Raw genomic sequence first — 14,153 nt, 5'->3', positions numbered from 1 at the left:
AAAATAAGCTAAAGTTACGGCCGCGTTTTTCAAAACGGTGATTAAACAACAAGTTACCGCCAAAGCTCGGCGCTGTAGAATTGCTTCTGAGATTAGTTGTATAAGCCTGGGTTGTTGTACCACCTTGCTGGTAATTTACATTCTCTGTTGATGTAGAGTTAGTGCTTGAATAGTTAAATGACGGCGATATTTTTAAATAATTAACCGTATCAGGCTTCCACTCTAAATTAAAATTAAACCTGTGGTTTATCGGGTTATCATTAGCTGTAGTTTGGTTAGTGTTGGTAGTACCTGCACCATTATTTTTACGCTCTGTATTGCTGTTGGTATAAGTAGAGTTGTCAGAAAAACTATAGCTGCCATAAACAGAGATGTTTTTACCCCATTGGTCGCGGTAATTTGTACCAATTGCACGGGCAATGGTTATACCATCTTTAACACTGGCTAAACCGTTGTTACCGCCACGTTGTGCGCCACCGCCACGCTGGCCACCACCACCGCCGCCACCAAAGTTACCGCCACCGCCACCACCACCAAAATTAAAGGTGTTGGTGTTGATGTTATTAATGTTACCTAAAACAGTTAGCTGCCTGTTGCCTTTAAAATTAAAAAAGTTTACAGAGCCTACATAGCGGTTGGCATTTTCAATACCTGGTGCTTGAGGCAATGCATCTTTACCGGCACCGGCATTTGCTTGTAAAGAGTAACCGTAATTCTTATCGTTCCGTATAGTAAAGTTTAATATTTTGTTTGGCTCGCCGGTTCTAACACCCGTAAGGTTGGCCTGGTCGCCGTAATCATCAATTACCTGTACGCTTTCCAATATATCAGCAGGAATGTTTTTTGTAGCCGATTGCACATCGCCCCCCATAAAGTCCTTCCCGTTGATACGTATTTTAGTAATTGATTTTCCCTGTGCCGTAACGTTACCGTTATTATCCACATCCACACCGGGCATTTTTTTCAGTACGTCCTCAACCGGGGCGTTTTCGCGCACAGGGTAAGCTGCGATTTTATAATCGATGGTATCCTCTTTAAATTTAATGGGGTTCACGCCAATAATAACAACCTCTTTAAGTTGCCTGCTTTCGGGCTTCATCACTATCGGCGGGATAACAAAATTTGAATTATCCGTTGGCGAAAATGTGTAATGCTTAATTATACCCTGAAACCAAAAGATGATATGTATAAGGTGATTTTTGAGCCTTTGATATTTGAGAAGCTAAATTTTCCGTCGATATCTGTAGCGAGTGTGGTACTGTCGCCAAGATCGGTTGTTAGCTTAACGGTACTGCCCGGAAGCGATTGTTTTGTTGAATCTATTAACTGACCGCTTACGCCGCGGCCGGTTTGCGCATTAGATTTGCCAACAAATAAAAGTGTTAAGATTAAGGTTATAAATATATATTTCATAAAAATTTAATACGCTGATATTAATAATATTTAATACAAAAAGTATTTAGATGCAAAGGTTCAATTTATATTACGTTTAATAATTATCCATAATACTATTGTTACATTATTCATGCCCGTTAGTTTGATAATACCACGATTGTTACATTAATAATGATATCCCGATAAATATAACTGCAAATAACACAAGCAGTTATTCATACGCTTTCGCTACCATGCAACTAAATAACTATAGAATTGTTTGACACTATTAATAAGTAATAATGATATTTGCGCTTTAACACGTTATACCATGACCCGACTATCTGTTAACATCAATAAAATTGCAACCCTGCGTAACTCGCGCGGAGGTAATAACCCCAATTTAATACAGGTAGCCAAAGATTGTGAACGCTTTGGCGCGCAGGGCATAACCGTTCACCCGCGGCCCGACGAAAGGCATATCCGCTACAATGATGTTTTCGAGCTTAAAAAAATAGTTACCACCGAATTTAATATAGAAGGCAACTGCCGAGCAAAAGTTTATAGATCTGATACTAGCCAACAAACCCGAGCAGGTTACCCCGGTGCCTGATGTGCTGGGACAGATCACCTCAAACCACGGCTGGGATACCATTAAAAATCAACAGTATTTAAAGGATATGATCGCGGTATTTAAAAATGCCGGTATCCGTGTTTCTATTTTTGTTGATCCGGTGGTTGAAATGGTTGAAGCTGCCGCCACAACCGGTACCGACCGGATTGAACTATACACTGAAGCCTACGCCCACCAATACCACCAGGATAAGGCTGCCGCGATAGCACCTTATATAAAAGCGGCAGAAGCAGCGCATAAAGTTGGCTTAGGAATTAATGCGGGGCATGATCTTGACCTGGATAATCTAAAATATTTTGCCGAAAATATCCCGAATTTAGACGAAGTAAGCATTGGCCACGCGCTGATAACCGATGCGTTATATTATGGCTTGGAAAACACTATCCAAATGTATTTGCGCCAGTTAGTTTAATATAGCCTAAATCAGTCAAAAAGACTGATATTATTTTGCGGTTTCTTCACCCGGGCAAATATAATTTCCTGTGTAAATTTAGAATGACTTATCGGTTATCAGATTGATTGTCAACTGGTAAAATTGTACATTTACGCCTTCAAATAACTGATACGTATTTCATGAAATTAAACACCGCTTACGAGGAAAAATTTGAGGGACGGCACATCGCACCCAATGAGGCAGACACTGCAGAAATGCTTAAAGCTACAGGCGTTGCAACGCTTGATGAGTTGATAGCACAAACAGTACCGGCCAAAATCCGGTTGAAAAACCCGCTTAACCTGCCTGCTGCAAAAAGCGAGTTTGCTTACCTGAAAGACCTTAAACAAACGGCATCAAAAAACAAAGTTTACCGCAGCTACATTGGCCGGGGTTATTATGATGTTATTGTACCGGGTGTTATCCAGCGCAATATTCTCGAAAATCCCGGATGGTATACGCAGTATACCCCTTACCCGAGCCGAGATTGCCCGGGGCCGTTTACAGGCGCTGTTAAATTTCCAGACCATGGTTATTGATTTAACCGGGATGGAAATTGCCAATGCATCGTTATTAGATGAGGGCACTGCGGCAGCCGAAGCAATGTTTATGCAATATACCTTGCGTAAAAAAGACAGCGCTAAAACCTTTTTTGTATCAGAAGAAGTTTTCGCGCAAACCATAGATATTTTAAAAACCAGGGCAGAGCCTTATGGCATTACCCTGCAAATAGGCGACCACCGCACCGTTGAGTTAACCGACGATATGTTTGGCGCCATTATACAATACCCTTCCGGCAATGGCGAAGTATTTGACTATACCGACTTTGTAGCCAAAGGCCACGAAAAAGGCATTAAAACCACTGTTGTTGCCGACATAATGAGCCTGGTACTGTTAACGCCTCCCGGCGAATGGGGTGCCGATATTGTGGTTGGCTCAACCCAACGCTTTGGTGTACCGATGGGCTTCGGTGGTCCGCATGCCGCTTTTTTACAACTAAGGAGGAATACAAACGCTCTATCCCGGGCCGTATCATCGGGGTTACTATTGACAGCGCAGGCAACTACGCTTTACGTATGGCACTGCAAACCCGCGAGCAACACATCCGCAGGGATAAAGCGACCTCAAACATTTGTACCGCGCAGGCTTTATTGGCTATTATGGCCGGTATGTATTCGGTATATCATGGCCCTAAAGGTTTAAAACTTATTGCTGAACGTGTACACGGCTTAGCTATCCTTCTAAGCGAGAGTTTAGAGGCTTTAGGTTTTAAACAACTAAACAACGCGTATTTTGATACTGTTAAGTTTGACCTGGGCGACCTGGTTGGTTCTATCCATTCGGAAGCTTTAAATAATGAGATCAACTTAAATTATAAGGGTTCGGTAGTAACTATTTCTGTTGATGAAACTACATCGCCTGAGGATATTAAAACCCCGGTGCGCCTGTTTGCTAAAGTAAAAGGCAAAACAATAAATGATGTTGATTTTGACGGCTTACAGGCTAATTTAACTACGGTTATCCCGACTGATCTTCAACGTACGTCTGCCTATTTAACACACGGCATATTCAACTCGCACCATTCAGAGCATGAAATGCTGCGTTATATCAAATCATTAGAGAGTAAAGATCTTTCGCTTTGTCATTCGATGATAGCCTTAGGATCATGCACCATGAAACTTAACGCTACTACCGAGATGGTACCGGTTACCTGGGCAGAGTTTAGCCGCATGCACCCTTTTGCACCGGTTGACCAGGTTGGCGGCTACATGCAGCTATTTGCTGAGCTGAATCGCTGGTTAAGCGAGATCACGGGTTTTGCAGCCATGAGCTTCCAGCCAAACTCAGGCGCGCAAGGCGAATATGCTGGTTTGATGGTTATCCGCGCTTATCATATTGATCGCGGCGACGCTCACCGTAATGTGGTATTGATCCCATCATCGGCACATGGCACCAACCCTGCATCGGCAGCTATGGCGGGCATGAAAATAGTGATTGTTAAATGCGACGATAACGGAAACATTGACGTTGCCGATATGCGTGCTAAAGCCGAAGAGCATAAGGATGATCTATCTTGCCTGATGGTAACTTATCCATCGACCCACGGTGTGTTTGAAGAATCGATTATTGAGATCTGCCAGATCATCCATGACAATGGCGGCCAGGTTTATATGGACGGTGCAAACATGAACGCGCAGGTTGGCCTTACCAGCCCGGCGAATATTGGTGCCGACGTTTGTCACTTAAACTTACACAAAACTTTCTGTATCCCTCACGGCGGTGGCGGCCCCGTATGGGTCCGATTGGTGTGGCTAAACACCGGTGCCTTACCTGCCCGGTCATGCTGTGGTTGATATTGATAATGGCAAAGCTATCCACGCGGTATCTGCAGCGCCACGGGGTTCGGCATCTATCCTCATCATATCTCATGCTTATATAGCTATGATGGGAGGCGATGGTTTAACCAACGCTACTAAATATGCAATCCTTAACGCCAACTATATTAAATCAAGGTTAGAGAACCATTACCCCGTATTATACACCGGCTCGCACGGCCGTTGCGCGCACGAGATGATCCCGGATTGTCGCTCGCTCGTTTAAGCAGCTGGTATCGAGGTAGTTGATATCGCCAAACGTTTAATGGATTATGGGTTCCACGCGCCGACAGTATCTTTCCCGGTTGCGGGTACAGTAATGGTTGAGCCAACGGAATCTGAGCCTAAACATGAGTTAGATCGTTTCTGCGATGCCATGATAGCTATTCGCAAAGAAATAGCAGCCATTCAGTCTGAAGAATCAGACAAAGCAGATAACCCGCTTAAAAACGCGCCGCATACTGCAGCAGTAATTACAGCTAACGACTGGGAACACCCATACAGTCGCCAAAAAGCAGCATTCCCGTTGCCTTATGTAGCAAACTATAAATTCTGGCCGTCAGTTGGTCGTGTTAACGATACTTATGGTGACCGTACGCTGATATGCTCTTGCCCGCCGCTTAGCGAGTATGAGTTGGAAGAAAGCGAAGTAACAACTCCGGAATACGGAACATGATTTTAATGTGCAGATGCGTGGTTATGCAAATGTGCAGATGAGATAAATTTACTTATCGCTCGTTTAGGCCTTTGCGCTTATTGCCCCGCTATGGCCGCGGATGGCTTTGTCACTTTTTCCTTGATGAAAAAGTAACCAAAAAATCAAGTCATCCGGGAGGCTTCTTTGCCGCACAGGCCTTATGCGCTGCAAATCAGTTAAAACCTAAGGCCCGGTCCTTTTGCCGCCAGTTGTCGAACAATGGCCCTCGCTTCAGGCAAAATTACCAATGCCTTTGCTACCGCACAGCCCACCTTGTTTTACCTGATTTCGCCCGAAGCTGCCCGTATGACGGTTTTAGGGACAGAACCAACATCTTCTATTAATGAGCATTGGAAAAAAAAGCGTAAAGGCCCGTCAGCACGCCGGGCCGGGAGTATGGCCTTGCGGGCGGAAGCGATCGGGCTGACTTGATTTTTGGGTTACCTTTGTATCAAGACAAAGGTAACAGCCCTTCCGCGGCAATTGAGCGGAGGCAAGCCATGCGCGCTCAAGGCCATCGCCGATATGGTTTAATGACCTCATAATACTTATCTACATTATTTGAATTTCGCAAATAACCGATTGATTTATCCAAACACCGGGCTCCATATCGGAGCGATATTTGTACCATCAAAATCAATAAAGGATGGAAAACAAAAATAAAATAGCCACGGTAACCGGTGGCAGCCGCGGATTAGGCAAAGATATGGCCCTTAAGCTGGCCGAAAAAGGGATAGGCGTTATCCTTACTTACAATAACAAAGCCGATGATGCTAACGAAGTAGTTAAGCAAATACAACAAAGCGGACAAAAAGCCGCGACCCTGCAACTTAACACCGGCGATATTAAAAGTTTTGGTGCATTTATTGAAAACCTGAAAGGCATTTTAAGTGAGACCTTTGGCACCGACCACCGGATTTCCTTATTAATAATGCGGGTTTCGGCCACCATTCACCTATCGATCAAACTACCGAAGAAGCTTTTGATGACCTGATGAACGTACATTTTAAAGGCGTATACTTCCTTACACAAAAGATTTTGCCTATCCTGAATGATGGCGGCGGCATTATCAATATTTCATCAGGTTTGGCCCGTTTCAGCATGCCCGGCGCATCGGCCTATGCATCAATGAAAGGCGCGGTCGAGGTATTTACCCGTTACCTTGCAAAAGAATTAGGAGCAAAAGGCATCCGTGCAAATATTGTTGCCCCCGGTGCTATAGCTACCGACTTTGGCGGCGGCCGTGTTCGTGATGATGCGCAAGTGAACCAGATGGTAAGCAGCCTGACAGCGCTGGGCCGACCGGGCGAGGCTGAAGATATTGGCGGCGTAGTAGCCTTTTTATGTACTGACGATGCAAGGTGGATAAATGGTCAACGCATTGAAGTATCGGGGGCATGAATCTATAAATTAGATTTCACTAACTTTGAATAATACAAACAGGTATCATGATAAGCAAAACATCATTAGAAGGCTTTTACGAAGAAAGCTCGGCGCAGTTGCCAACTGGTATCGCTAAGGAGATTGGCCATTTTAATGTGTTTGTTACCGAAACCTTGTTTGATAATAAGACAGGAGCACGAGAGATGCCCTACAGCCGCAGGGCGTATTATAAAATAAGTTGGATAAGAGGAAAAAGCAAGGCAGAGTACGCGGATAAAACTATTGATATCCCGGAAAGCGCCTTGCTTTTTGCAACTCCTAAAATCCCATATAACTGGGTGCCCGAAGACGGCAACCAAACCGGCATGTTCTGCATTTTTACTGCCGATTTTTTAGCACCGGGAAAGGCCGGGGTAGATCTGGACGAACTCCCGCTTTTCCAGCCGGGGCAGGTGCCTGTATTTCAACTAACCCCTGAAGAGGTTAAGGAGATTGAATACATCTTTAAAAAGATGCACCGGGAGATAGCATCAGATTACCGTTATAAGTATGACCTGCTGCGTAACCTGGTGTTAGAGCTGATCCATTACGGTCAAAAATTGCAGCCTGTGCTTGCCGTTGAACCGGTCCACAACGCGTCCGAGCGGATCTCGTCATTATTTATTGAGCTTTTGGAAAGGCAATTTCCGGTCGAGTCGCAACATCAACGCTTAAAGCTACGCGCTGCCAAAGATTATGCCGACCGACTGGCAGTGCATGTTAATCATCTAAACAAAGTATTAAAAGAAGTTACCGGCAACACTACGACGCAAATCATCGCCAACCGTATTATACAGGAGGCCAAGATACTGCTTAAACAAACCAACTGGAACATAGCCGAAATATCATACACACTTGGGTTTGATGATATCGCGCATTTCTCCAATTTTTTCAAGAAACAAACTTCGGTAGCGCCGGTGGCATTTAGGGGGTAGTTTATTCAACAAAATTTATACAATTTTTGAAACAAAAAACAGGCAGCCCGGCGATAAAAGGCCCTCAGTCTCCATAAGATTAAATTTCTTGTAACGTTTCCCGGTAAAAGGAGTTTCCAGTTATATAACATGACAATTTATGAAAACTCTTATAGTGACTTTAACAGCCGCCCGGATATGCTTTGCCTTTAATTTAGCCAATGGTCAGACTGCGCCGGTAAAAGTATCCGGCCAGGTCATGGATAATAATAAATCACCCATAGACGGGGCTACCGTTTTATTATTAACCGCTAAAGATTCCGCATTAGTAAAAACCGCTTTATCTAATCCCGACGGAAGTTTCGTTTTTGCAAACATCAAAAGTGGTTCCTATCGTATCAGGGTAACTTACATCGGTTTTCACGATTATAGAAGCGCACTTTTTAATGTGGGCGATAATGCAGTAGTCTTACCCGCCATCACTATAAATACAACAAGCAAAGCATTAAAACAGGTAGAGATTGTGGCTCAAAAACCGTTTATCGAGCAGAAGATTGACCGTACAATAGTGAATGTGGGCGCATCAATTTCAAATACCGGGGCAACGGCGTTAGAGGCGTTAGAAAAAGCACCGGGCGTAACGGTTGATGAAAACGGCCAGATTAGCTTTAAAGGGAAAAGCGGGGTGATGATAATGATAGATGATAAACCTACCTACCTCTCGGGTGCCGACCTGGCTAATTATCTTAAAGCCATGCCAGCCTCACAACTGGATCAGATTGAACTGATGTCAAACCCGCCGGCTAAGTATGATGCATCTGGCAATGCCGGGGCAATAAATATCAAAACAAAAAAATCTAAAGCGCGGGGGTTCAACGGCTCAGTTGCGGCAAGCGCCGGCAAGGCCGTATATTGGCGAACATTGGAAAGTGTAAACCTAAACTATCATACCGGTAAGATTAACCTTTTTGGACTGGCGGGCTATGGGGGTCAAAACAATTACCGGCGGTTGGATGTGTCGCGTACCTACCGGATGCAACCAACAACGTTACCTCATCTTACACCGAATTAGCTTTTTTCCACCCGGTAACTTATAACCCTAATTTAAAGTTGGGTATGGATTATTATGTATCGCCAAAAACAACTATCGGTTTTGTACTTACCGGCAACATTTCATCAGGCAAAAATTACAACCCGGTAAACAGTAATTTAAGAGATGCCGCAGGAAAAATAGATTCTATAATAACATCTGATAACAATACCAACACTAAAAATTACAGCGGCGGTATTAACTTAAATTATAGTCACCAGTTTGATAGTTTAGGCAAGGTTTTAACGTTCGACCTGGATTATTTAAAATACGATAACCACCGTGATCAGACCTTTTTTAACAAAACTTATAATGCAGCCGGGGTATTAGGTGCAATACAGGACATCACCGATAATTTACCATCGGACATTGCTATTTATGCTGCGAAAACTGATTATGTACAGCCATTGCCGGGCAAGGCCAGTTATCTGCAGGGTTAAAAACCAGTTATGTACATACTGATAACGCGGCTAACTATTTTAACCTGATAAACAATGTAAGTACAATTGATTACAACGCCACCAATCGTTTTTATACCGCGAAAACATTAATGCCGCTTATGCAAGTTATGACCAGGGACTTTAACCGGTTTGCTATACAAGCAGGCTTGCGCATTGAGCATACAGATATCAGCGGCCATCAATTAGGCAATGCCCCGCCCGTGATTCATCATTTACCCAGCATTATACCAGCCTTTTCCCTACAGTTTATTTACTATATAAATTAGATAACGCGGCATCAAACACATTAAAGGTGGCTTATGGCCGGCGCATCTCCCGGCCTTATTACCAGGGACCTGAATCCTTTTAGGACGATACTTGATAAATACAGCGCTTTTGAGGGCAACCCGTTTTTAAGGCCGCAGTTCTCGTCCGATTATCAATTAATGTACAGCTACAAGAGTGTCTTTTCTATAGGCGTAGAATATAATCCTATTTACGATTACCGGGTAGAACATGATTTCCAGCAAGGCACAACTTTTTTAGCAACCAGTATAAATTTAGGCAAGCGCGTTTTTTGGGACCTTGAGACAAACCTCAATGTCAATCCTGCCAAATGGTGGACTTTTAGTTTCCATGCAGAGCTTAACCATGCCAGTTTCCGGGGGCAATTAGTTGGCTCTTACCTCAACAATAGCACAACGTATTGCTACCTGAGCACCAATAACCAATTGGACCTGTCGCACGGTTGGGGTGCCGAATTATATACTTTTTATTTATCACCGGCAACAGACGCGCAATTTACCCATATTGCCCGCGAGCAAACCAATATTGGAATCTCTAAAAAAGTGCTCAATAATAAAGGCTCAATAAAATTATCGGCCAGGGATATATTTCGTGCCAACTTATCGGGTGGGAACATTACCAACATACCCAATGTAATTGCTACCTATCATAACGATTTTGCCAACCGATCGGTAACACTTGGCTTTACTTACAACTTTGGCTCAAATAAAAGCGATAGGAAGAAAATTGATACAGGAAACGCCGCTGATAATGAAGCCGGCAGGGTGCGCAATTAACCGGAGCACTGAAGCTTTAAGATATACTGCTCCGATATTCTACCGGGTAGGTTTGAAGTAACACCGATGTATAAACAGCATTTTATTTATTAAGATATAAACGCTATTGTAGAAACCCATATTGCAATTTGGCCCCTTTAGACCATTGCTGATAATTTTATGTATGACATCGCCAGAAAACATAAAGCGTCAAGTCAATCCGCTTCTGCAAAATGGAACGTGTTAGGATACGGTAAGTTCGCCACGTAGATCAACCTCCAACAGGCGCTTCACTTCTTTAGGATCATCCAACTGGCCAAGCAGGTACATCATTTTGGTAACGGCTGCTTCAAAGGTCATATCATAGCCGTTAGCTACGCCGATGTCTTTTAGCTGTTTACTGGTTTCGTAACGGCCAAGTTCTACCGTGCCAACTTTACACTGAGATATGTCGAGTATAACTTTACCGCTGTCTATAGCACCTTTAAGCAGGTCGATAAACCATTGGTCGGTTGTGGTATTACCGGCGCCGAAGGTTTCCATTACAATGCCACGTACATCGGCATTTAAAGTAGCCTCAACAACTTTAGGGTTGATGCCGGGATATAGTTTCAATACCGCAACTTCGTTTACTAATTGTTTATGAAGTATCAGCGGGGCATCAGCAGGTTGCCTGATATCATTCGCACTAAAGCGCAGGTGTACGCCGCTTTCGGCCAATATCGGGCAGTTAGGCGACCGGAACGCTTCAAATTTTGACGAGTTATACTTAAACGAGCGGTTACCACGGAATAACTTATAATCAAAATAGATACAAACTTCGGGCACGCGGGCACGTTCGTTCTTTTTAGATTTAGCGATCTCAATAGCCGTCATCAGGTTCTCCTTCGCATCGGTACGGATAGCACTGATAGGCAATTGCGAGCCGGTAAATATTACAGGTTTAGCCAGGTTCTCCAGCATAAAGCTTAGGGCAGATGCGGTGTAAGCCATGGTATCAGAGCCATGAAGGATCACAAAACCATCAACCTCATCATAATTGGCTTCAATTAAACCTGCCAGCTCGCTCCAGATCTCGGGGTTCATGTTTGATGAGTCGATGATCTCCTCGAACGAATGGACCTTGATTTTACAATTAAGCTTCTCCAGTTCAGGCACATTATCCATTATCTGCTCAAAGTTAATCGGCTTGAGTGTCTTGGTAACAGGATCGGTCATCATACCTATAGTACCACCGGTATAGATGATGAGTATCTGGCTCATTAAATTGGGATTATGCGTAAATATAAATTGTCCTCACACACCAAATATCTTTTTCGAATTGGCTGTTGTTATATCGGCAACGGTAGCTATGTCTGTTTGATACAGCTCGGCTACTTTTTGCGCTATATAGATCAAATACGAGCTTTCGTTAGGTTTTCCTCTGTGCGGAACTGGCGCAAGATACGGAGAATCCGTTTCTAAAACGATATGGCTTAAATCAAATTGGGGTAAAATTTTGTCAAGCCCTGCATTCCTGTAAGTCACCACACCGCCAATACCCAGATAAAATCCCAGATCAATAGCATGCCGGGCCCGGACTGCATTACCTGTAAAGCAATGAAAAATGCCATGCAGATCATCGTCATTTTCCTCTTCCAATACCTGAAATACTTCATCAAAGGCTTCGCGGCAATGTATAACTATAGGTAGCTTTAATGATTTTGCCCAATTTATTTGCTGTTTAAAAGCCTGTACCTGTATGTCTAAAGTGGTTTTATCCCAATATAAATCTATCCCAATTTCACCTATGGCATATATGGTATTATCTTTTTGCTGGCGCGGATAATAGCCAGCTCTTCCTCCCAGCCCTCTTTAACAGAGCAGGGGTGCATGCCTAACATAGGATAGCATATACCGGGGTATTCATCTGCCAATCTATAAATCTGGGGCACTGAGGCTGCATCTACATTTGGTAAAAACAATCGCTTTACATCATTATCAATACAACGCTGTATCAGTTCGGCACGTTTAACATTGTCGTCCTGGTAATATAAATGAGTATGCGTGTCAGTAAGTATCATGCTGCAAAATTAAAAAAGCCTTTCGGTTTATCCGAAAGGCCTTCTCTTAATATCAATTTCTATGTGTTATTTCTTTTTAGCTGCAGCCGGCTTTTTTGTAGTTGCCTTTTTGCAACCGGTTTCTGGTTGATGCTGCTGCAGGTTTACTGCTTGCTGCACTTGATTTAGCGCGCTTAACTTTTACCAATTCAACATCAAATACCAAGGTGCTAAAACCCGGCAAATCCGGACCTGATGGATTAGGGCCATAAGCCAACTTTGAAGGTATAATAAGCATAGCTTTACCACCTTCGTTTATTAGTTGCAAACCTTCTTGCCAGCCGGCAATTATACCTTCGCCGCCAATTACAAAAGTTAAGGGTTCGTAGACACGGCCCATCTGCTGTAAACCGGCAGTTTTAGCAACAGATTCTATACTGCTATCAAATACTTTACCTGCAAGCGTATGCCCAACATAGTTTACAACTACAGTATCGCCTACAGCGGGTTTAGGTTTAGTGCCTGCTTTTGTAATTTTATATTTTAAACCGGATGCAGTAGTAGTTACAATCAGTTTATGGTCTGTAACATATTTATCTGCAATAACGGCTTCTTGCGCTTCCATTTTAGCGGCTTCTTCTTTGGCTGCTGCCATAGCCTTGTCTCTATCGGCCATAGCTTCGGCCAAAGATTGCACCTTAATTATCTTAATTAAAATAAACAGGTTACTGCCTTTAGGTAAAAAGGGTGGGCGATTATTTTCCTGTGTTTTAAAAATGGTGTCGGTTGGTACTTTTACCAATACACTATCATTTAAAGCCAGCAACGGGAAGATGTCCATTAAATCCCCCGTAGGCTGTACCTGCGCCTGTGCCGGACGACCGGTTTGATAAGTGCTGGACAGCAACGAGTCCTTATCCGTTTTCTGTGTTACGTGGAACGTAATAACATCATTTATTTTTATTTTATTACCTGTACTGTTGCTAAGTATTTTGTACTGTGTACCATTTGCACCAGGGTTTAAAACCATCCTGTGCGTTAGCATTTATAGCTAATACTGTAATTAAGATATATAAAAAGTATTTTTCATAATTAAAAAGCCTTCCTTGTAGCAAGGAAGGCTGTATAAAGTTAATTTATATTTATTTTTTTGCCGCAGTTGCAGGTGCTGCTGCTCCTGCTTTAGGGTGTATAATATCTACAACTTCCAAATCAAATCTGGTTGCTGCATATCCCGGTATAGGGCCACCACCTGTAGCGCCGTAAGCAAGGCTTGACGGAACAATGATAGTATATTTTGTGCCTTTATTTACCAACAGGAAGCTTTGATCCATACCGGTATAACTCTTTTGGTACCAACAGCTACACGCATAGGTGTATATGGGCGTTGCTCCAAACCCGGAAGCTTGGCTTTTGCTGCCTCTTCTTTAACACTGGTGTCAAAAACTTTACCATTAAGCAAGCTGCCAGTATAATGCACAACTACTGTATCGCCATTTTGAGCTAACGGGCCTGCGCCGGGTTTGTTTATAACATAGTATAAGCCAGAGTCGGTTTTTGTAACGTTCAGTTTCTTGTCGGCAATGTATTGTTTGATCTTAATCGGCTCAGCATTTTTTCAGCTGTTGTCAGGTCCGACATGTATTTTGTAATTGTAGACTGGAAAACAGC

Annotated in this window: 14 protein-coding genes and 6 pseudogenes; 13 read left to right on the top strand and 7 right to left on the bottom strand. The window is 43.2% G+C overall.

Features of this window, described 5'->3' with window-relative positions:
- A pseudogene (locus HK413_RS13960) lies at positions 1 to 1,102 on the bottom strand (outer membrane beta-barrel protein); the annotation flags it as partial.
- Positions 1,103 to 1,158: 56 nt separating this feature from the next.
- Positions 1,159 to 1,413 carry a carboxypeptidase-like regulatory domain-containing protein gene (locus HK413_RS13955; protein ID WP_175270563.1) on the bottom strand — a complete coding sequence of 85 codons (255 nt, stop codon included), beginning with the start codon at positions 1,411 to 1,413 and terminating at the stop codon, positions 1,159 to 1,161.
- A gap of 292 nt (positions 1,414 to 1,705) precedes the next feature.
- On the opposite strand from HK413_RS13955, the pseudogene HK413_RS13950 reads away from it, so the two are divergent.
- From HK413_RS13950 to HK413_RS22460, 13 genes and pseudogenes are all read left to right on the top strand, one after another.
- A pseudogene (locus HK413_RS13950) lies at positions 1,706 to 2,420 on the top strand (pyridoxine 5'-phosphate synthase).
- 161 nt (positions 2,421 to 2,581) lie between these two features.
- Entirely contained in the window at positions 2,582 to 2,980 is a 399-nt protein-coding gene (locus tag HK413_RS22490; protein ID WP_394353189.1) for a hypothetical protein, read from the top strand.
- A pseudogene (locus tag HK413_RS22485) lies at positions 2,970 to 3,817 on the top strand (aminomethyl-transferring glycine dehydrogenase); the annotation flags it as partial. The gene HK413_RS22490 and the pseudogene HK413_RS22485, both read left to right, overlap by 11 nt.
- A gap of 63 nt (positions 3,818 to 3,880) precedes the next feature.
- On the top strand, positions 3,881 to 4,795 hold the full coding sequence (locus tag HK413_RS22480) for an aminotransferase class V-fold PLP-dependent enzyme (protein WP_394353191.1): 915 nt from the start codon (positions 3,881 to 3,883) through the stop codon (positions 4,793 to 4,795).
- A gap of 88 nt (positions 4,796 to 4,883) precedes the next feature.
- Positions 4,884 to 5,492 (top strand): annotated as a pseudogene (locus HK413_RS22475) (hypothetical protein).
- A 240-nt stretch (positions 5,493 to 5,732) separates the two neighbouring features.
- Positions 5,733 to 5,945, top strand: a complete 213-nt coding sequence (locus HK413_RS13940) for a hypothetical protein (protein WP_175270562.1) — start codon at positions 5,733 to 5,735, stop codon at positions 5,943 to 5,945.
- 214 nt (positions 5,946 to 6,159) lie between these two features.
- On the top strand, positions 6,160 to 6,507 hold the full coding sequence (locus tag HK413_RS21655; RefSeq protein WP_317169617.1) for an SDR family NAD(P)-dependent oxidoreductase: 348 nt from the start codon (positions 6,160 to 6,162) through the stop codon (positions 6,505 to 6,507).
- A complete protein-coding gene (locus HK413_RS21650) occupies positions 6,438 to 6,914 on the top strand; it encodes an SDR family NAD(P)-dependent oxidoreductase (protein ID WP_317169619.1) in 477 nt (158 codons plus the stop codon). Before HK413_RS21655 ends, HK413_RS21650 begins: the two co-directional genes overlap by 70 nt.
- A gap of 47 nt (positions 6,915 to 6,961) precedes the next feature.
- Positions 6,962 to 7,870: a helix-turn-helix domain-containing protein gene (locus HK413_RS13930; RefSeq protein ID WP_175270561.1), complete on the top strand. Its 909-nt coding sequence runs from the start codon at positions 6,962 to 6,964 to the stop codon at positions 7,868 to 7,870.
- Between the two features lie 139 nt (positions 7,871 to 8,009).
- On the top strand, positions 8,010 to 8,921 hold the full coding sequence (locus tag HK413_RS13925; RefSeq protein ID WP_175270560.1) for a carboxypeptidase-like regulatory domain-containing protein: 912 nt from the start codon (positions 8,010 to 8,012) through the stop codon (positions 8,919 to 8,921).
- 44 nt (positions 8,922 to 8,965) lie between these two features.
- Positions 8,966 to 9,585: pseudogene (locus HK413_RS22470) on the top strand (outer membrane beta-barrel protein); the annotation flags it as partial.
- Positions 9,582 to 9,749: an outer membrane beta-barrel protein gene (locus HK413_RS22465; RefSeq protein WP_394353190.1), complete on the top strand. Its 168-nt coding sequence runs from the start codon at positions 9,582 to 9,584 to the stop codon at positions 9,747 to 9,749. The pseudogene HK413_RS22470 and the gene HK413_RS22465, both read left to right, overlap by 4 nt.
- A complete protein-coding gene (locus tag HK413_RS22460) occupies positions 9,700 to 10,461 on the top strand; it encodes an outer membrane beta-barrel family protein (protein ID WP_175270558.1) in 762 nt (253 codons plus the stop codon). The genes HK413_RS22465 and HK413_RS22460 overlap by 50 nt, the downstream gene beginning before the upstream one ends.
- Positions 10,462 to 10,683: 222 nt before the next feature.
- Here the strand turns inward: HK413_RS22460 and HK413_RS13905 are convergent, their stop codons facing one another.
- The 5 genes and pseudogenes from HK413_RS13905 to HK413_RS18685 all read right to left on the bottom strand — a co-directional run bounded on the left by HK413_RS13905 (position 10,684) and on the right by HK413_RS18685 (position 13,962).
- Positions 10,684 to 11,703 carry an asparaginase gene (locus HK413_RS13905; protein WP_175270557.1) on the bottom strand — a complete coding sequence of 340 codons (1,020 nt, stop codon included), beginning with the start codon at positions 11,701 to 11,703 and terminating at the stop codon, positions 10,684 to 10,686.
- 33 nt (positions 11,704 to 11,736) lie between these two features.
- A complete protein-coding gene (locus HK413_RS21645; RefSeq protein WP_317169618.1) occupies positions 11,737 to 12,216 on the bottom strand; it encodes a TatD family hydrolase in 480 nt (159 codons plus the stop codon).
- Between the two features lie 11 nt (positions 12,217 to 12,227).
- On the bottom strand, positions 12,228 to 12,503 hold the full coding sequence (locus tag HK413_RS21640; RefSeq protein ID WP_317169616.1) for a TatD family hydrolase: 276 nt from the start codon (positions 12,501 to 12,503) through the stop codon (positions 12,228 to 12,230).
- A gap of 76 nt (positions 12,504 to 12,579) precedes the next feature.
- Entirely contained in the window at positions 12,580 to 13,512 is a 933-nt protein-coding gene (locus tag HK413_RS13895) for an FKBP-type peptidyl-prolyl cis-trans isomerase (RefSeq protein ID WP_246230566.1), read from the bottom strand.
- Between the two features lie 112 nt (positions 13,513 to 13,624).
- Positions 13,625 to 13,962: pseudogene (locus tag HK413_RS18685) on the bottom strand (FKBP-type peptidyl-prolyl cis-trans isomerase).
- Positions 13,963 to 14,153: the final 191 nt, after the last annotated feature.

Source organism: Mucilaginibacter humi, assembly GCF_013087555.1.
This window is presented reverse-complemented; position numbering and strand designations above follow the sequence as displayed.

What these genes read in the sequence shown, in the direction of transcription:
- HK413_RS13955 (WP_175270563.1), bottom strand. Translation starts at nt 1,413, where the DNA reads ATGAAATATATATTTATAACCTTAATCTTAACACTTTTATTTGTTGGC.
- HK413_RS22490 (WP_394353189.1), top strand. Translation starts at nt 2,582, where the DNA reads ATGAAATTAAACACCGCTTACGAGGAAAAATTTGAGGGACGGCACATC.
- HK413_RS13940 (WP_175270562.1), top strand. Translation starts at nt 5,733, where the DNA reads ATGGCCCTCGCTTCAGGCAAAATTACCAATGCCTTTGCTACCGCACAG.
- HK413_RS21655 (WP_317169617.1), top strand. Translation starts at nt 6,160, where the DNA reads ATGGAAAACAAAAATAAAATAGCCACGGTAACCGGTGGCAGCCGCGGA.
- HK413_RS13930 (WP_175270561.1), top strand. Translation starts at nt 6,962, where the DNA reads ATGATAAGCAAAACATCATTAGAAGGCTTTTACGAAGAAAGCTCGGCG.
- HK413_RS13925 (WP_175270560.1), top strand. Translation starts at nt 8,010, where the DNA reads ATGAAAACTCTTATAGTGACTTTAACAGCCGCCCGGATATGCTTTGCC.
- HK413_RS22460 (WP_175270558.1), top strand. Translation starts at nt 9,700, where the DNA reads ATGGCCGGCGCATCTCCCGGCCTTATTACCAGGGACCTGAATCCTTTT.
- HK413_RS13905 (WP_175270557.1), bottom strand. Translation starts at nt 11,703, where the DNA reads ATGAGCCAGATACTCATCATCTATACCGGTGGTACTATAGGTATGATG.
- HK413_RS21640 (WP_317169616.1), bottom strand. Translation starts at nt 12,503, where the DNA reads ATGATACTTACTGACACGCATACTCATTTATATTACCAGGACGACAAT.
- HK413_RS13895 (WP_246230566.1), bottom strand. Translation starts at nt 13,512, where the DNA reads ATGGTTTTAAACCCTGGTGCAAATGGTACACAGTACAAAATACTTAGC.